This is a genomic window from Streptomyces sp. NPDC007856 (assembly GCF_042868225.1).
GTDB lineage: Bacteria > Actinomycetota > Actinomycetes > Streptomycetales > Streptomycetaceae > Streptomyces.
In genome coordinates, this window is the sequence record NZ_JBIAEC010000045.1 from 1 (window position 1) to 18,350 (window position 18,350).

The 18,350-nt window shown below is 68.6% G+C and carries 11 protein-coding genes and 4 pseudogenes; 3 read left to right on the forward strand and 12 right to left on the reverse strand.

All coding sequences use genetic code 11. The features are described 5' to 3' along the window. The 7 genes and pseudogenes from ACFYOH_RS42760 to ACFYOH_RS42790 form a co-directional block, all read right to left on the reverse strand. Window positions 1-555, reverse strand: a 555-nt coding sequence (locus ACFYOH_RS42760; RefSeq protein ID WP_388637233.1) for an SUKH-4 family immunity protein, incomplete at its 3' end; no start/stop codon positions are given. A gap of 201 nt (window positions 556-756) precedes the next feature. Further along, window positions 757-1,038, reverse strand: coding sequence for a hypothetical protein (locus ACFYOH_RS42765; RefSeq protein ID WP_388637236.1), 282 nt, complete (start codon window positions 1,036-1,038; stop codon window positions 757-759). A gap of 374 nt (window positions 1,039-1,412) precedes the next feature. Then, window positions 1,413-1,821: pseudogene (locus ACFYOH_RS42770) on the reverse strand (transposase); the annotation flags it as partial. A 7-nt stretch (window positions 1,822-1,828) separates the two neighbouring features. Next, entirely contained in the window at window positions 1,829-3,931 is a 2,103-nt protein-coding gene (locus tag ACFYOH_RS42775) for an ISAzo13 family transposase (protein WP_388637239.1), read from the reverse strand. Between the two features lie 55 nt (window positions 3,932-3,986). Continuing rightward, window positions 3,987-4,637, reverse strand: a pseudogene (locus ACFYOH_RS42780) (transposase); the annotation flags it as partial. Continuing rightward, entirely contained in the window at window positions 4,531-5,307 is a 777-nt protein-coding gene (locus ACFYOH_RS42785; RefSeq protein WP_388637241.1) for an IS3 family transposase, read from the reverse strand. The pseudogene ACFYOH_RS42780 and the gene ACFYOH_RS42785, both read right to left, overlap by 107 nt. Next, window positions 5,304-5,609: a transposase gene (locus ACFYOH_RS42790; RefSeq protein WP_388637244.1), complete on the reverse strand. Its 306-nt coding sequence runs from the start codon at window positions 5,607-5,609 to the stop codon at window positions 5,304-5,306. Before ACFYOH_RS42790 ends, ACFYOH_RS42785 begins: the two co-directional genes overlap by 4 nt. 175 nt (window positions 5,610-5,784) lie before the next feature. Here ACFYOH_RS42790 and ACFYOH_RS42795 point away from each other — a divergent pair. After that, window positions 5,785-6,147, forward strand: a pseudogene (locus tag ACFYOH_RS42795) (IS5/IS1182 family transposase); the annotation flags it as partial. Between the two features lie 36 nt (window positions 6,148-6,183). Here ACFYOH_RS42795 and ACFYOH_RS42800 read toward each other — a convergent pair. The 3 genes from ACFYOH_RS42800 to ACFYOH_RS42810 form a co-directional block, all read right to left on the reverse strand. Then, window positions 6,184-6,843: a nucleotidyl transferase AbiEii/AbiGii toxin family protein gene (locus ACFYOH_RS42800; RefSeq protein WP_388637247.1), complete on the reverse strand. Its 660-nt coding sequence runs from the start codon at window positions 6,841-6,843 to the stop codon at window positions 6,184-6,186. Further along, window positions 6,840-7,202, reverse strand: a complete 363-nt coding sequence (locus ACFYOH_RS42805; RefSeq protein WP_388637250.1) for a hypothetical protein — start codon at window positions 7,200-7,202, stop codon at window positions 6,840-6,842. The genes ACFYOH_RS42800 and ACFYOH_RS42805 overlap by 4 nt, the downstream gene beginning before the upstream one ends. Window positions 7,203-7,586: 384 nt before the next feature. Next, window positions 7,587-7,997, reverse strand: coding sequence for a reverse transcriptase domain-containing protein (locus ACFYOH_RS42810; RefSeq protein WP_388637253.1), 411 nt, complete (start codon window positions 7,995-7,997; stop codon window positions 7,587-7,589). A gap of 81 nt (window positions 7,998-8,078) precedes the next feature. On the opposite strand from ACFYOH_RS42810, the gene ACFYOH_RS42815 reads away from it, so the two are divergent. Further along, window positions 8,079-8,843 (forward strand): hypothetical protein, encoded by a 765-nt coding sequence (locus ACFYOH_RS42815; RefSeq protein WP_388637256.1) that lies wholly within the window; start codon window positions 8,079-8,081, stop codon window positions 8,841-8,843. Between the two features lie 29 nt (window positions 8,844-8,872). Continuing rightward, window positions 8,873-9,066 (forward strand): annotated as a pseudogene (locus ACFYOH_RS42820) (ISKra4 family transposase); the annotation flags it as partial. A gap of 222 nt (window positions 9,067-9,288) precedes the next feature. Here the strand turns inward: ACFYOH_RS42820 and ACFYOH_RS42825 are convergent. Both ACFYOH_RS42825 and ACFYOH_RS42830 read right to left on the reverse strand, forming a co-directional pair. Next, the gene (locus tag ACFYOH_RS42825) at window positions 9,289-9,420 is read right to left on the reverse strand and encodes a hypothetical protein (protein ID WP_388637259.1); all 132 of its coding nucleotides are present in this window, start codon (window positions 9,418-9,420) and stop codon (window positions 9,289-9,291) included. Between the two features lie 55 nt (window positions 9,421-9,475). Then, on the reverse strand, window positions 9,476-18,316 hold the full coding sequence (locus ACFYOH_RS42830) for a hypothetical protein (protein WP_388637262.1): 8,841 nt from the start codon (window positions 18,314-18,316) through the stop codon (window positions 9,476-9,478). Window positions 18,317-18,350: the final 34 nt, after the last annotated feature.

Genomic DNA, 18,350 nt, shown 5'->3' on the forward strand with positions numbered 1-18,350 from the left:
CACGTCATCGCACAAGGTCTCCCACAACCCGTTGTCTGCGAGTGCGGTGGTATCGAGAGCAGCGAGGAGCCGACGAAGCTCGTCCGCCACCTCCTTGAACCTGTCCTCCTCGTCTTCCTCGTAGAACGGAAAGCGGGCGATGATGCCCGCGACGCACCGGTGGAAGGCTTCGAGGTCCCTGTTCACATGCCAGGCGGTCGCGGACCCGATCTTGGGGACCTGCGCGACGCGACGCGAAGCCACATCGACGCCGAGCCGACCGAACAGGCCGCTGGACCCAAAGACGACCAACCCGCTCTCACCGATCCCGTCCAGGAGCGTCGCCTCAGTCAGCGGTTGGTACTCATAACCGATCAGCCCTGCTGGGACGCCGACTTCCCGCAGATCGGCGGCGATCTCGGTAGGCACCCCTGGTGAGCAGCCGATACGGACCACGGCGTACTGGGGCAACGGCAACGGCGGGAAGTCTCGGATCACGCGAGCATCATCCTCGTGCTCCCGCCACACCGGGAAGGCGCGAGCTGGTCCCTGCCACCCTGCGGCGGGCCCCGACATCACTCAATCAAGTTCAGTAGCACGTGATCGGCGCCTGGATGCTCCGGCATCAAAGAATGCGTCCGCCCCTTCCGGCGGTTCCGCCAGGGCGCTGCGCTCAAGCACATAGCCCCACCCTCCGCGTTCTTGCGCGGCACGGCACCGGTCAAAGGCGGAACAGGGTCTGGACAGCTGGATGCCTGCCGATCGGGGGTGCCGGGATCAGAGCTCACGGCGCTCACTGCGGTCGTGGCACAGGTGCCGGTAGTGGTTGTGGTGGCTGCCGAGGCCGCCGAGGCCGGTGTTGTGCTCGAAGAGCGCCAGCTGGTCGGCGATCCACGGGGAGTAGCGAGCGTCGGCCGTACTGACGGCGACGGTGGCCCCATGGCCCCCACTGTCGCCAGACGCGGCCGCCGAAGCGGAACCCCCCGCGGCCAGAAGGGCCCCGCTGGCAACCGCGATGGAAGCGGCAATGGTCGCCATCCGCTGGACGAGGTGGTTCATGATCTTTCCTTCCTTAAGTTGCCCACGGGGCTCTTCGCCCCTGAGCGGTCGACTGTCGCTTCGGCGGCCAAGACCGAAACCGACTTCTCTCGAGCCGCCCATCCACGAGTGCGGCCCGGAAACGACATTAACTTGTGCGCGAGGAAAACTCGAGCACTTAAAGTGTGAGAAAGAGAACGAGAACTGGTAGCCCGCATGCCGAGCCCGCCTCGGACACCAGAAAGAGCAGCTGCGCGTCCGCGATGGCAGGCACTGCGCGGGATCCTCTTGGTCGTGTCCCTTGATGTGGTATAGGCGATCAATCGGCCGGTCGTGTTGGTGGTGTTGGGGAGTGCGGGGGCGCTTTCGCCGGGCTCGGTGGGGTAGATCTGGTCCATGCTGCCTTCGGGTAGGTAGCGGCGGGGAAAGGCGATCCACTCGTCGTGCATCTCGAAGAGCACGGCGGTGACCAGCCGCAGCAGCGAGTCGTCGTTGGGGAAGACCTGGACGACATCGACGCGGCGTTTGATCTCGCGGTTGATCCGCTCCAGCGGGTTCGTGGACTGAATCTTCTTCCAGTGCCGTTCCGGGAAGGCGGCGAAGGCGGTGAGGTATCGTCCTTGGCGTCCAGGAGCATCTGTTTGACCTGGGGAAACTGCGCGCCAAGCATGTCGGGACCGTGTCGAGCTGGTTGCGGACAGCGTGCTGGTCGGGCTGGGCGAAGATGGTGCGGATGGTCGCGGCGACCATTTCCGCGGCGTCCTTGGGGATCACTCCGAAGACATTGCGCAGGAAATGAAGCCGTAAAGAATCAACTTGTCGGTGTGTCGGCTTCTTCGCCAGCAGCGGCAAGGAGATCAGGGGCGGTGCGGTAGCGGGTGGCAGCCGGGGGCGGGAGGAGCCCGCCTTCCGTAAGCAGGGGCCGGATCTCTCGGACGAAGTTCCCGATCGAGGACCTGCTCACGTCCCCCAGCGCGTCGGCAAGGACATCCAGGGTGCACAGTTTCCGCAGGTAGAGGATGGCGACCACGACACGCTTTCTGTCGCCGAGCTTCTGGGGGAAGACGCCGCCGCGGCTGCCCGGCTGGCGAACGGCGCCCCGGCGCTGATAGGAGGCACGTTCGACCTGGGCAGCCTGGCGTGGTGCGAGGCGGCGAGTGAGCTCGTCGAGCTCCGCGCGGGACATGCCGGTAAGCCGTGGATGGGACAGGATTTCCATGATCCGGGTGCGTGGCGGGGTCTGGTCGGTGTCTAGGTAGGCCATCAGAGAGTCCGCCGTGGTGAACCGGCTGGAGGCGTAACCGGGCTGGTGGCCGTGGTCCTCCAGGACCCGGCGGGTCTCGGCAACGAGGTCGCCGATGCAGTTGGGGGTCACCTCCAGCATGTCGCCCAGCAGCTTCATCGAGCACACCTGCCGCTGGTAGAGGAGGGTGAGCGTCACCCGGGCCGCGTCGTCGAACAGCGGCTTGCTGCCGCGAAGCTTGCCGGTGGCCCGCCGGGCACGTCCGCCGCGCTGTTCGCTGTAGCGTTCGTGGGCCCGGGCGTCCTGCCGCGGGGCCAACTCGATGCACAGGTCTACAAGTTCCGTGCTATTGAGCCCGGTCAGGCGGGGGTCCGCCAGGCGGGCCAGTAGCTCGCGGCGCCGGTCGGCGACACCGCACGTCTCGCTGGCGGGCAAGATCTGCGGCTCGGAGGGCTCGGGCAGCAAGGTGTAGTTCCACTGGCCATGGATCTCGTGCCGGACCAGCGGCAGCGCTGCGAAGCGGTCCTTGCTGATCGCGATGCCGGTGGGGTAGTCGCCGGGATCCAGGTGGGCCTCGACGCGCAGACCGGCCCGGGTGCGAGTGGCGACGATCGTCTCGATGACAACTTCGTGGCTGGTCAGCGGCCTGCCGCGCCAGTTGTGGGTGATGTGGGAGAACAGCCGGTGCTCGATTTTGTTCCATTTACTTGTGCCAGGAGGAAAGTGACACACCGTGATCATCAGCCCGGTTTCGGCGGCTAGGGCAGCCAGTTCACTCTTCCAGACCCGGTAACGGTAGCCGTTGGAGCCGCCCGCGTCCGAGGTGATCAGCAGCCGTGATGCCTTCGGGTAGTCCAGGCTGCCGCGACAGCGCCACCAGCGACGGATGGACTCGACCGCGAAGACCGACGTGTCGTGGTCGACACCGACGTTGACCCAGCCGGTGTTGCGGGCGATGTCGTAGATCCCATACGGGATCGCCTGCTGAACGTCCGGGCCGCTGAAGAAGAAGTGGTGGTCCTCGACCTCGATGGGCTCGCCCCTGGGGCGCCACTGTCGGCCGGCCATCGGCAGTCGTCCGATCTGCTCCCGTTTCTTGGTGTCCACGCTGATCACCGGCTCACCGTCGCTCTGGTGCTGTTTGACCTGCTCGTTGATGTAGCGGAACTGGGCATCCCGGTCGGGATGCTGGGCACCCTCAAGGGTCTTCACATTCGCCTGCAGACTGAAGCCCTCTTGCTTGAGCAGCCGGCCCACCGTCGGCGCGGACACCGGGTGCCCCTGCTGCGTCAGTTCCTCGGCCAGGTTCCGCAGCGACTTCGTCGTCCACCGCAACGGCGACTGCGGATCACCCCGCTCATCCGGCTCGACCAGGCCCAACAACGCCTTGAGTAAGGCGGGATCATTGGCTTCGACCCGCCTGCGGCCCCCGCCTGGTGCACGCACCCGGCCATCCGGCAGCGGCCCGGCCCCGGCTTCCAGCTCCGCCACCCCACGGCGCACGGTGGTCTCGCTGACCTGCGCGATCCGCGCTACCGCCCGTACGCCGCCATGCCCGATCAGCCGAGCCTCGGTGGCCAAGGCCAACCGCCGCTGCCGCTCGTTCAGATGCCGCAACAACATCGAGAACCTGCAATGGAGTTGGGAACAGATCTCCTCCGGAACCGCCATACCCTGACAACGAGCCCACACCTGTAAAGCAGCACCTTGATTCTTTACGGCTTCAATGAACCCGGTAGCGCTGGTAGGCCGCGCCGATCATGACCTTGCGGATCGCCTTGACCAGGCCCGAGTGGTGATCGCCGAGCACGAGCCGGACACCGCCCAGGCCGCGTTCGCGCAGGTGACGCAGGAACTGGGTCCAGAACACCTCGGTCTCGCTGTCGCCGACCAACACTCCGAGCACCTCGCGGCCGCCGTCCTCGGTGATGCCGGTGGCGATCACCACGGCCCGCGAGACGATCTGGTGCGCGACCCGTGCCTTGCAGTAGGTCGCATCGAGGTAGACGTAGGGGAAGCGGGTGTGGTCCAGGGGCCGGCCGCGGAACGCGGTCAGCTGGGTGTCCAGGTCCGCGCAGGAGACCTCGCTGTTGGAGATCCCGCTGTCTGCTCCCAGTGCCTTGACCAGGTCGTCGACTGAGCGGGTGGAGACCCCGTGGACGTACGCCTCCACGATGACGGCGAACAGAGCCTGGTCGATGCGGCGGCGACGCTCCAGCAGGCTCGGGAAGAAGCTGCCCGAGCGCAGCTTGCGTATGGCCAGGTCCAGGTCACCGTCCTGCGTAGTCAGCGCCTTGTCGCGGTGCCCGTTGCGCAGCGCGGTGCGTGTCTCGGTGTGCTCGTTCCACTCCGCGCTCCTCACAGTCGTAGCACGAGCCGGTTCGGCCCATGCTCTGCCGCAGTCCCAACCGGGGTATCTCACGGCGGAGTTCGTCAGAGGTGTACTCCGATCCGCGGTCCGAGTGCACGATGCAGCCGGGCTGGAGCCGGCCGCTTCCGGCAGCCATCGTCAGTGCGTCGACCACCAGGGACGCGCGGTGGTGGTGGGCCATCGAGTAGCCGACGATCTCGCGGGTGGCCAGGTCCAGCCAGGTCGCCAGATACAGCCAGCCCTCGTCGGTGGCGATGAAGGTGATGTCACCGACCAGTTTCCGGCCCGGGGCGTCGGCCGTGAAGTCGCGGTCGATCAGGTCCGCGGCGGGTACCGCCTTCTTCGCCGGACGGGTCAGCGACCGGCGCTTGCGCCGGGTGACGCCGGTGATGTCGCGCTCACGCATGATCCGCTCCACGCGCTTGTGGTTGACCCGCCGGTCCAGCCTGCGCAGCTCGGCGTGGATGCGCGGCACTCCGTAGGTCTGCCAGGAGGCGATGTGCAACACCGTGATCTCGTGGGCCAGAGCGTCGTCGGCGGCCCGGCGGGCGGCGCGGGCCTGCTCGCCGGCCAACCAGGCGTAGAAGGAGGACCGGGCCACCTTCAGCAGCCGGCACAACAGAGCAACATGGTGGGTGGTCTTCTCCGCCTCGATGAACGCGTACACGTCGCTCATCGATCGCTCTCCTTCGCGAAGAAGACCGCCGCTTTTCGCAGCACCTCGATCGTCTCCGCCTGCTCGGCGGCCAGCTTGCGCAGTCGGCGCAGCTCTTCACGCTCGGCCGTCGTCAGCTCTCCCGGCGCCCCCTGCCCACGGTCGATCGTGTCCTGCTTGACCCAGTTCCGCAGCCCCTCGGGGCTGACCCCGATCTGACGGGCCACCTCGGTGACGGTCTTCCCAGAGGAGCGTACGAGCGCGACCGCGTCCCGTTTGAACTCCTCCGTGTACCGCCTGCTGCGGTTGCTCTTACTTCCCACCTGGCACTACTTCCTCTGGACCTCATGTCCCAGTCTCCAGGTGTCCACGATCAAGAGGAAGGTTCACCTCCGCAACGGAGCTTCGTTGCGTCCGGTCGCGCACCCTCCCGGCATCGTCACACCGCCGTGACCTGCACACTCACGAGATCACCGCGACTTTGCAATCGCCCTGGACGCCGACCTCTCCGAGAACGCCATGGGGATACGCCTCCTCGACAAAGCGAAAGATACTTACCCGACCATCACGAAAAGCTGGGCCGACACCGGCTTCAAGAACGCCGTAGTCAAGCGCGGAGCCGTCCTCGGAATCGACGTCGAGGTCGTCAACCGCAACTCGAGAAACGTGGCTTCCATGTCGTGAAAAGGCGCTGAGTGGTAGAGCGCAGCATGCGCATGGATCATGATGCACCGCCGCCTCGTCCGCGACTACGAGACCCTCACCACCAGCTCCGCGGCCATGATCCACATCGCCTCGATCGACAACCTCGCCAAGCGCATAACGGACGAGACCACCCCTACTTGGCGAGGAACCTACTAGGAGATACGGGGCAATCTTCCTAGATCAAACGCCCTCTCAGCCGTCCTCGTTGCGAATCCGTGTCCCCAGGTCCTGTGCCCATTGCAGGGCCCATGCTTTGAGTTCGGTGATCTGCCGGGCGGTCAAGCCGTATGCGGCGTAGTCCTCGTCCTCGTACCAGTCCGCGCCGGTGAGTCGGTCACGAAGGTCCTCGAGGCTGAACTCGTCGTGGGCGCGGCGACGGCCGAGTGCCTCGAGGTCGGCGATGGAGCGGTGACGGGAGGCGGCCTGCACGTCGATGAGGTCGCGGACGGTGCCGCGGTCGGCAAGAGCACGGACCTTGGTCCCGATCACATCGTCGAGGGAGAGGGCAGGGCCGTACGGGGTCTGGGCGGGCGGGGCCCAGAACGCTTCTTTGAGGACATCGACCTCGCATTCTTCGCCGGTGTCCGGGTCGGCGACGAGAAACCGGCCGCTGAGCGGATCGCTCTGGACATGCGCGATCCGCCAGCCGCGAGCGGTGAGGCCGGCCGTGAGTGAGGCGACGATCTCATCCATCGGAGCAGGATTTTCGGTGGCGACGTCGAGGTCGCGGCTGAAGCGTTCGACCAGGCCGTGGGCCTGTACGGCGTATCCGCCGGTGAGGACCAGAGGATAGGGGGAGCCCAGCTCGAGGATGTCGGCAAGGAGGCGCTTGTGGAGCGGGGGAAGCTTCACGCGGCCGTCATGCCGCCAGCAGCGGTGCACGGCAGCTCGGGGAAGGCGTCCTCCCAGGCCTCGCGGATGTGAGGGCTGACCAGGCGGCGCAGAACGGGCCACTGCTCAGCCAGCAGCCGGTGGTGCAGGAAGGCCGTCAGGTCCTCGCGCAGGCCTTCGGCCAGAACCGTCCGGTAAAGGGTCATGCGGGACTTCGGGCGGTCCAGACTGTAGCTCGTCCGCCCGGACCAGACGATGTGCAGTGGCAGGTCAACGGTGCCCTCCGCGGGGCCGGCCAGCTCCTGCAAGCTCTTGGGCAGCCGACTGTAGTAGCGGTCCCGCAGCACCTCGGCGCGGACGGGAGCGGTCGTCGCATCCATGCACCCAGTATCGCTGATGGAAGGCGGCGCCATCACTGAAGCCGACAGGGACGTCATCTGGGTCAAGTACAGGATCCGCGACGTCCGGAGCCGCGATCCGCAGGCCAGCACCGCGCCCACGCCGGACTCACCGAGACCATGGTCACCCTCGTGACCCGACGAGAACTGCTGGACATCGTCCCGCCCGGCTTCCAGGACCCCAACACGTGCTCGTCGAGCGCGGACAGGGCGATGTTGGCCAGCAGCGGGGAGAGGATTCCCCCTTGCGGGGTGCCGGTCTGGGACGGCTCCATCGCTCCGGTCTCCCGAAGGATCCCGCCTTCAGGAACGCCTTGACCAGGGCGAGGACGCGCTTGTCCTTGACTCGTGCGCGCACCCGGTCCATCAGGGCCGTGTGGTCGATCGAGTCGAAGCAGCGTCCAGGACCTGGCGGTAGCCCTGAGTGCCCCAGAAGTGGATCTCGGCGATCAAGTCGTGCGCCCTTCGGTCGGGCCGGAACCCGTAGGAAGCCGAGTCGAAGTCGGCCTCGAATATGGGCTCCAGCACCAGCTTCAGTACCGCCTGGACCACGCGATCGGCCACGGTCGGGATGCCGAGACTCCTCAGCTTCCCGCCGTGCTTGGGAATCATCCGCTCGCGCACCGGCAGCGGGCGAAACGCCTGCTGCCGCAGCTGCTCACGCAGCTCGTCCAGGAACGCTGGAACTCCCACCTGCTCAACGATGGAGCGGGCCGTGGCCCGGTCCACGCCGGCGGTGCGGGCACCGGTGTTGCCGGCGAACCGGCTCCACGCCATCGGAGGAACCTGCGGTCGCACACCAGGTGGTACAGATCATCGAACTGGTGGCCGGGCTCGGCCACCGCCCAGCGGTGCAGTTTGGTCTGCATCTCCCGTACCCGCAGCCCACGCACCGGCGGCGCGTCGTGCCGCGCGGCCGAGGTCTCCACCCCGGCGTCTCGCACAGTCGACGACATCATCACCGACCCCGGCCGGCAGGACGCCGACCATGGCGCGGCGCCCGAGCGCCTCCAGGGACCGAAGGACCGGTCGAAATGGTTGTGCCGCTCGGTGACCGACACCGCCGCGCAAGTGGTGTCCGCCCTGTTCGACCAGGCAGAGCACAGCGACCCCGCCCACCGCTGGGTCGTCCTGGTCGACGGTGCCCGCGATCAGATCGACCTCTTCAAGGCCGAAGCACTACAGCGCGGCGTGGACGTACACATCATCGTCGACCTCATCCACGTGCTCGAATGTCTGTGGCGAGCAGCCTGGTCCCTGCACGACAGCGGCGATGCCTCCGCCGAGAGCTGGGTCGCCCGTCACGCCCGCGTCCTGGGCGGCGGGGAGCAGCAGACCGCCGCCGCACTCGAGGAAACCGCCCGCGCCGCCGGACTGCGTGAGGCCCGACGCATGGCCATCGACGAGGCCGTGAACTACCTGTCCGGCAAGGTCGAGTACGTGCGCTACGAGGTGGCGTCCCGCCGAGTGGTGGAGCCGATCAAGCTGGCGGAATCCGCAGGTCGCGGCCCAATCGCCTCGTCAGAGGCACTGCTGGAGATCGCCGAGCTGCCAGCGGTGATCGCTCGACGGACCGTGGCGGCACGTGCCAGACGCTTCCGAAGCGGAGGCGACGGACCGTGATCGGCTACACCACGACGGGGACGACCCGCTACGACACCGCCCTCGAACGCGGCTGGCCGATCGCCACCGAGATCATCGAGGGAGCATGCGGCCACCTGGTCGAAGACCGTCTGGACATCACCGGCGCTCGCTGGGGCCTGTCCGGAGCTGAAGCCGTGCTCAAGCTGCCGTCCGCGCCAACGGCGACTTCGACGCCTACTGGGCGTGGCACCAGCAGCAGGAGTTCACCGCAACCACCAGACGCGCTCCCGCGACCACGTTCTACGTTATCCACCTTGCCGGGGCGGCGGCCCTGACCAGTGGACCTGTCGCCAAACGGATGATCGGTCTCAGGGAGGACTCGGTCGAGCGGCAGGCTCGCCAGCAACTCGAGCTTCCGTAGCGTCGAAGCGTTGACCGAGAAGAACCAGCCGAGCTCAATGACTCGCTTGGTAGGCGCCGTCGGTCACCGGTACCCCGGTTCGGCCCAGCCACGGCCGTACAACTCGTACGCCTCGAGGTGCACACGGAATTCCCGCAACTGCTCGGCCGCCCGTTCCCACGCGCCCAACTCGGCCATCTCGCTCACTGCCCGCACATGATTCTCCTGCTGCGCGTCCGGCGTCCCGGCATGCCGCGCCCGTTCCTCGAGGTCACGGGTCTTGGCGCGGAACAATTCGGCGATGTCGGGAACGCTGGTCGGCCCGCCACCCGGTTTCTTCCGCCTCTCCCACCACCAGCGGCGGCACATTCCCCGGCGTCTGGGCGGCACGCGTCCACCGCACCGTCCCGCCGCCCGGCACCGCCCCGGTGCCGGGCTCCGTGCCGCTGGTGGAGGGGGCTAGTGCCTCGTTCGGCTCCGCGCGTACTTCCCTCGCCTGATTGCCCGCGCCAGTCGTGCTGTTCCCCTCCGGTAGTGGCGTCGTGGGTGTTGTCTCGCGCTCCGGGCGGGAGCCGGATGACCTGACGGCCACGGTGGTGGAGCGGTGCAGGACCTGGGCCGGGGTGTACTCGTGGCGGGGCAGCGCCCGGGGGCCCGGCCGGGGCTCGAGCAGCTGCGGGCCCACCTCGGCCGGCTCGATGCGGACTGGCCCGGGGACCGCCCGCCGTTGCAGCTCCGCTGCCCTCTCCGCCTCGCCCGGCACCAAGGGGAACTGGGCTGCCCCTAGGGATCCAGCCGACAGGATCCAGGCGGCCTCCTCGCCCGGCGTGCCGGTACCGTGCGCCGAAGCCCGACGGCTGTCCCTCCCATGGATACCGGTGTCGCCGTCCGAACTACCCTGCACGCCGTCATGCACGGCATCGTGCAGCTGTGCAGGGGTCTGGTGCTGCTGTTCTGTCGTGTCTGTGGCGAGTGGGGTGGCTGTTGCCGGGGGGGTGTCGGCTGGGGATGCCGGTTCGTGTGCGGTCTCGGGCAGTAGGGGTCCGGACTCCGAGACCTGCTCGATGGCGTCGAGGTGGTGGGGGGGTACGACGGCCGTGGTGAGGTCACGGTGGCCGGCCATGGCTCCGTGGGCGTCGGCCTGTGCGGCGAGGTGGCGGAAGACCGAGCCGGGGACCATACCGCTGTCACCGAGGCCCGCATAGCGCAGGAATTCGTTCAGGGCGGTGGCGTCGTCGAGCGCGGAGTCCCTTTCGGAGACGGCCGGATCGACTGTCGGGTCCTGGGTGTGGAGGCGGATGTGGAGTTGGTCCGAGCCGCCCGGCTCTGCGCTGCGGCTGAGCTCGATCGCCTCCGCGTGGTCCGGGTCGAAGTGGAGCGCGACCTCGATGTGGAGCTGGTCCTGTGAACGGGGGAGCCGGAAGCCCGGGTTGAAGTGCCGGTTCAGCAAGTCGTTGACACGGTCCTGGAAGGGCAGGATGTCGTCTTCGGAGAATCCCTCCCCGGTCCGCACCGGACGCCGCAGCACGATGCTGCGGACCCAGCGGCCGTCATCGGCCTGGACCCGCTGGATCTCGGCCCGGATCAGAACGTTCGGGCCCTCCGGGCTGAAACGCAGTCCCTCTCCCCCGCGGTCCGGCGCCGCATCGACGGTGCTGCTCAGCATCGGGACGAACCGCTCGGTCGACAGCACGGCCGGAGTGCTCGTACGCCGTTGCTGCCACTGGTCCGCCCGTACCGGGTTCTCCACCGCCGACACCGGTTCCGGGCGACGGGCGACGGTCGCCGCACTGGTGTCGAGCGGTATCAACGGAGCGGTGGCCAACCCGGCTTGGCCTGCCTGCCGCGGCGCGAGGAGACCCAGCAACTCGTCCGTGGTGGTGACGGCCTGTTGAAAATGCGGCCTGATGTGGGCAGGCATCGGTGGCTGGGAGACCAGCGCCTGATTCAACATGCCGCGCACGGCAAGCAGGCGCTGCTGGACGACCGGGGGCAGCGGGGCACCCGCAGCGTGCTGGGCGATCACGTCTGCCATGAACCGAAGCTCGGGAGCGGGCAGAACCGTCCTGCCCCCGTTCACCGCCAGGGAACGGACCTGCTGGAAGAACCACCCCGCAGCGACCACCAGGGGGTGGGCGAGTACAACAGCCGCCGCGGCGCGAGACAGTCCGTGAGCCTGCCCGCCCTGGAAGCGCCCGGCCTTGACGAACGCGTGGTGCGCAGCGGCAGCGAACAGGTCGAACGTGGCCTCGAGCTCCTGGTCGTTCATGGGCATCAGATGCTCGCTCCGCGGATCGAGCCCGAAGTCGCGAGAGGGGTGTCTCACCTCGATCAAGATCATCGGCCGGCCGCTTCCGCCGCCGGTGTCCAGCTCAAGGTAGTCCTTCATACCGACCGTCTCGGACTGGCTCACCTCACTGCCCCCGTGCGTCCTCCCATGGGTCGTGGCGATCAGGTAGTCCCTGTGCTTGAGTCCGGACCAGGTCGTCTCGTCCAGGATGTTCTGCGTGTCGTCCGGTCCGGGCTGCCGCTTCCGGTAATGGGCCGCCGTCTGCCGCAGCACCCGTTCAAACGACTTCACGACGACCTTCTCGTTGGCTCTCAAGAATGAAGCGACAGAGGGACTCAGTGTGCTGTGCGCCACCGCGAACGGCGTCCGCATCGCGGCGGGCAGCATGTTCTTCACCAGCATCCGTGGCCAGAACCGCTGCTGAAGCGGGCTCGCCGACACATGGCTGAACATCAACCTCGCGTAGGCGTGCAGTTCGTCGGCACCGGCAAGGCCGAACAGGAACGGCAGCTGCTCCGGCGTCACCCTCTGCCCGAGCACGGCGGACGCGAAGCCGATGGTGAGTTGGTCGGCGAACGACCGGCCCGCCGCCATCACCTGCGCCAGGTCGGGTCGGCCGAGCCGGGCATCCACCAGATCGAGAATCTGGGTCAGCCCCCCGATCGGGACACCGACGGTGAACTGCGTGTAGGCGCGATGGTGCTCTCCTTCCGGAGACGGGTGGGCCGAAAGCTGCGCCCCCAACGGCGTAACCGTCCACCCCTCCGCCTCGGTCAGGAGTTCACGCAGCGCAATCGCCCGCCCCTCCCGGTCCGATCTGCGCAGCAGCTCACGGGTGCGCAGATGGACCCGTATGCCGGCCCTCGCGGGAAGACGGTGTGTTTCCCCAGGCAGGACCCCCAGCGGCGCGGGCACCAACTCGGGAATGGGAAGCACGACCGGCGCCACCGGCTGCCCCTTGCCCGCCGCCGCCTGAGCCTTCACCTCCGAACCGAACAGCCGTCCGTCGCTGATGCGGAAGAATCCGTGCTCGTCGGCCACCACCTGCTGTCCGAGGCGGTGCTGAGCCAGGACTGTTCCCGGCACGATCCGCACATCAGCCCCGCTCATCGGGTGCAGGTCCTCGACCTCGAAGCTCACTGCGCCGAAGGCGTCGGGAGTCCTCGGCGGATCGAGCAGAGCCTCGGCATCCGTATGCGGCGCCGGCGGCCAATCGGCCACCGCGTCCTTGATCACCTGCCCGTGCCGGTCGACCACCACCGCTCGGGCGTGCGCCACCGAAACGCTCGGCATGTCGGCAACCACCCGCCGGTCGCCGGGAGCCTGCAGGTCGACCAGGAGCACACCCTCCACAGCGTGGCGCATCGCGAAGGCATGGCCCTTCCCGGACGGCTTCGAGACCAGGATCAGGGCACTCGCCCCGACACCGGCTCTCTCCACCTCCGCCGCCAGTGACTCCCACGAGCCCACTCGCGCCCAGCCCGGGCCACGGGCAAAACGCTGCTCCGTGCGTCGCGCCCCGACCGCCAGATCGTCGAGGGCAACCGCCGCGCGAACCGCGTTGCGGGTCGGCAGACGCCTCCCGTCCTCACCCGCCACCGGATACAACTGCTCCACGAGCCCGGCCAGAAGCAGCTCACAGTTGAGCACGGTCGGATCGGAGACAAAGGCGTCCTCCCCGACACCGGCCTCCCGCGCGACCCGCCCGATCACGACACCTGCCGCATCCCGCAGAGCCGCCGCGGTGAAAGGTCCGCCCACCGCGGGCGGCGTCTGTCCCAGCCTTCGCTCGGTGCGGGGAGCGGCTTGGTCCCCCCCGGGTACGGCCGTCCCCCGCGCAGGCCAAGGCGCCGAGGGGCCGGGGTCGGCGGTGTCCGTGGTCTCGTCCGGTCCGTCGGGCCGGGTTCCAGGGCCGCTGCCGTCGCCTCCCGGTCGTCCGCCGCGGGAGATCGCGGTCGGGTCGTCGTCCGGCGACTCGTCCTTATCGCGCGGTCCGTGGTCGTCCGAAGCCGGGTCGACGTCGCCGTCCGCCGTGGGTGTTCCGCCGTCCGAAGTGGTGTCACCAGATGCCCGGCTCGCCGGCGGGGTGTGGGGGGTGTCCTCCAGCCGTGGGAGACGGACGTCGACGACGGCGCGCTGCCGCTGAATGTGCTGGTCCTCGCCGGCCACCACGACGTCACCGACGGGGTGCGGCGCACCGTCCCGCTCCCCGTTCGCACCGACCGGTGCCCCATCGGAGGGGGTGCCTTCAACCGTCGACGGGAACCGGCGCTCCTCTCCGAGGCCGATCCCGCGGAGTTCGTGATTCGCGGCGGGATCGAGGAGCGAGTGCTCGACGGAGCGGGACGCGTGGAAGTCGGGCAGGGCGTCCCGGACCACGCGGACGTCGCCGGCGATGACGACGGCGCGGGCCTCGGCCGGCGCAATGTTCGGCGGGGCGCTGCTCACACGGTTGTCCGCGTCGGCCTGGAGGTCGATCCAGACCAGTTCGCCGGTGGAGAGGACGTGGGCGGCGAAGGCGTGGCCCTCGTCGGTGGGGCGCCGGTCGACGCCGCTCAGGACGGCCGCAGGGCGCCGGGCGAGGACGAACGCGGTGCTGCCGACTCCTTCGCGGGTAAGCGCGGTTTCCACGGTCTTCCAGTCGGCGACGGGTCTCCAGCCGTCGCCGGGGGCGAGCCGGTTCTCCTGGCGTCGGACGTGCAGCACGCTGTCGTCGGCGGTCCGGCCGGGTGCGACACCAGCGGGAATGAGCCGGTCCCGCAGCGAGTACAGCAAGGTCAGGCGTGTCTGCACCGACATGTCACGCGGGGGCTGCGGTACGGGCGCGGAGACCGCGCGGCCGGCCGGCTCGGGGATCGCGGCGTCCACCACGGCGTTCACGATGTCCCGCAGGCTCTGCCGGTCCAGCACGACCGGGACGCGCGGCCCGACTTCCGCCCGCCGCCCCTGCGCCACCTGGTCCGCGGAGTCGTCGGCGCCGCGTTCCGAGTGGGCGGTCGGGTCGGCGGGGGCGGCCACGCGTTCCCTCGACGACAGCGGCTCGATCGGCACGGTGCGCGAGGACTCCGGCGCGGGGCCGTTCCCGTCGTGCGGGTTGTCACCCATCATTACGGTCAGAACGTGTTCTACTGCGGACAGCTGACGTGAGTCGCCGTGCTGCAGGGTCGGTGCCTCTTCTTCGGGGGCGGTATGCGCGCGCTCGGGGCCGGCAAGCTCGAAGAGCGGTCCCACGAGGTGCCCGGAGGAGTCGCCGTCGTGGGTCACCCCCCTCTGACTGCCGTCGGGCAGAATCCGGGCGGGCTGCACGATCTCGCCCAGCACCCATTCGGGTTCGCCGGTGACGAGTCCGCCCTCCGTGGTGCGCTGCGCGGCCTCACTGTCGAGGGCGAGATGCCGGCGGGCAGCGGGCGGAAGGCCGACCCGGATCGGGTTGTTGTCCATGTCGAGCTTGTACAGGGTGACGGTGCGTACCCGCTCGGCCAGTTGCGGGGTCCGGGCGATGAAGCCCACCAGCGCCTCCCAGCCCGCCGCCGGGTCGGGCAGCCGGTCCACCACCGACGCGACCTGGGTCAGGTGCAGGTCACCGTCCCGGTTGTAGAGGTCGCGTACCAAGGTCGCGGCCGCCTTAACCAGCAGGTTTGTCACCTCGTCCGGATCGGGCGGGGGCGGCGCGTCCTTCTCGCCTCCACCGCTGCGGTCGAACCAGGAGTTGCCCGTCCCCATACCGACCGCGGAAACGACGTGAGGCGCGTCGGGCGATCCGAAGGGAATTTCGATCATTCCGTCGGGACCGGTGCGCAGCATGACGGAATTGCGTCTGGTACGGACACTCTTGATCTCCAGCGCACCCCTGGTCAACCCCACGCCCTCTTCCGGATCACCTTCTCCGTAGAGGGCCAACTGCGTCAGCGTGTAATTCTCGCGGATCTGCTCGATGTACTTCCTGGGGAACCAGTGACCCGAGGGCGCTATGATCACATTGTTGTTGGCTTCACCTCTGACACCCCGGGCCATGGCGAAGTCACGCCCTCGGCTGAAGGCCTCCTCCAGCTCCTCGATCAGGCCGGGCTCAACCCGGTCGTCGCCGTCGATGTAGAACTCGAGGTGGAGCCGCAGGATGTCGCTGGCCGCCGCGTAGCCGTTCCCCGTCTGCTTGGCCATTTCCGTGGCGTATTCGGCTCGCAACTCCATGGGATTCTCGGAGCTGAAGTATTCGTCGACATTGACGAGCTTGATGTCGAATGCGCGGGCCCAGTTCAGCATCGAGCGTACGTCGGCCAGCGGGTCGGGAATTCCCGAGGGCGGCTCCGGCGTGGTGCGGGCCTCGTCGAAGACGGCACGGGGCAGGTCGGTGAGCAGGACCGTCGCAACGCCCTCGGCGGCCAGGACGCGGGTGGATTCGGTCAGGGAGTCGCGGAAGGCCTGCCGCACTCCGCCGCTCTGTCCCAGGGCGCTGCCCAGCCAGATGGCGTACCGGACCTTCGGAATCTGGCTGGGCTCGCCTCCGGCCTTCGCCGGCACGGTGAGAACGCTCCCGCCGGTGAAGCGTTCCGGCCGCATCTCTGCGGCGGCGGGGGCCGCATGCGTCATGCTCAGCGCTTCCATCAGCGCTGCCTTCCCCTCCGATGCGACTCCCCGATGGTCGAAGCCCCTGAGGAATCTCGGAGGTTCGGGGTGCTCGCGCAGATGGAACAGGTCCGGTCCCAGCGCGCCGGACTCCTGCTCGAGAAGGTCCAGGCGGGCCCGCCTGTGCAGCATCTCCGGCAACGGCCGCACGGGTTCGCCGTCGGAGGACCGTGCGAGGGCCGCGTTCCGCGTCCGCGTACCGCCGGCCTCCGGGTCGCTTCCGGTGGCCTCGGCAGCGGCGGAACCAGAACGGTCACTCCACCAGCCCGCGAAGACCTCGGCGGCGTGGGCGTGCGTTTCCCCGCCCGCCGTCCGACCGGACGGGAGGTACGTCGCCAACTGCCGGTCCAGGAACCGCACCCGCGGATCGGCCAGGACGGCCTCTTCGACGGCCTGCCTGTGCGCCTGCCGGTCGGAGGGCGCGAGGTCGGCGGGGAGGAGCCCGTCGGCATTCATGACACTGCGCAACACGTGGTCACTCACTGCCGATTTCACGCCCGCATCCTTCGCTATGTGTGCGAGCGCCGAATTCAGGCCATTGAGATCAGCGGCATTCTTTCTGTTCAGGATTTCCCGGGTGTCGCGATTGACGAAAGGTGGTATATCTCCTTTCGTTATGAGTTCCCGAGGGATTGGAATCCGATAGAAATGATTCGCGAGAGAGGGGGACAGATCGTGGTAGGCCCCGGTTCCTGCGCGATCGTCGGCGGTAGGCTCCACACTGTCGAGCCCCCACCAGGGGCGATGCGGTGTCGGCAGGGAAATCCTGGGCCGGGAAGGAGGTTGGCCGGGGGGCGGGATGGTGCCGGCTTCGGGGGCGGGGCATGTCCCGGTGTCGCTGGTCGGTGTGGGGTGTGCGCCGGGTGTTGTCGGGGGTGCCGGGGTCTGTTGCTGTTTTTTGTTCTTCTTGAACAGGTTTTTCAGGGAAGGGACACCGTAACGGTGGTCGGTGGGTGCGTCGATGATGGCCTGTGTGGTGGAGGCGGCTTCGGAACGCCACTCGAGCGCGTCTGGGCGTAGGACTCCGTCCGCACCGATGATGACGGCGTGGGCTGCGGCGGCGTTCCAGAGCGGGGGTGTGGTGGTGACGCGTTGCCCGGCGGCCGCTCCAGGGTCGATGTAGTAGACGCCCTCGTCCGTGTGGTGGGCAGCGGTGGCGTGGCCGGGCCCTTGCCGGGGACTCACGAGGATCAGCGCGGTTTCGCCGGGCTGGAGGATGCGTACGGCCTCGGTGGGGTGGGTGACGCGGGTCCAGGCGGTGGTGGGTGCGAGGAGGCTCCGGGGCCCGCCCATGCCGATATGTGAGTCGTCCGTGGCATGCCGGCCGGACACCGGCATGTTCCCTCGAAGTACCGCGGACGTGCGGGGATGCAACATGTTCGTCAGGTCGTCGAGGAGGTCGATGCACAGAGCGAGATCGGCGGCCTGGTCGGGAGTGAGGCCGAGACGGGTGATCAGATCCGCGGCCTGGCCCCACCCTCGGGTGCCGGTACCGGGTGGGGCCTGCCGGAGGTAGGCGTTCTCGGCGATCCGATCGACGATCGCGGTCAGGGAATCCTGGGTGTGAAGAGTTCGGCCGCCCGCGGCCACACCGAAGGTGGCGTGGAGGGGGGTGTCGGGGCGGAGGGTGGGGTGCAGTGCTTGGGCGATGAGGGTGGTCTGCCGGGGGGTGATCGTGGCCGGGGTGGTGGTCCGGGTGCGGGCGATCTGCTCCTGGCGGTAGGCCTCCAGGGCGGTGCGCAGTCCGTCCAGTTGCTCGGGGGTGAGGGTGGTGGCGCCGTCCGGGCCGCGCTCGCCGGGGGCGGCGGGTGCAGGTGTGTCCGGTTCGCCGTCGGGGGTGTGCGGGTCGGTGATGGTGGCGGCGGCTCTCGGGCGCTGTGGGCTGCCGTCCTGTGACGGGGTGCCGGAGTACCGGCCGGTCGTGTGGCGGGGGGCAGAGGCGGTGGGGAGGATCGAGTCGAGTCGGTCCTGGCGCAGCATGCCGGTGATTTGCTGCAGCACGTCCGGGGGCAGCAGCAGGCCGCCGTCGTGGGCGGACGGGAGCGCGGCGAGGGCGGACAGGACCGTCTCGGTGTCGTGCAGTTCCCGCCGGACAGTCCTGTTTCCGGCCGTGCGGTCGGTGTCACCGGCCGAAAGGAGCGCGTCGCCGTCGAGGCGGGTGATGGTGGCATCCTCGCGGTCGGCCTGCGGGCGCACGTCGACGCGTGGTGCCGGGGGCTGCCAGTCGACG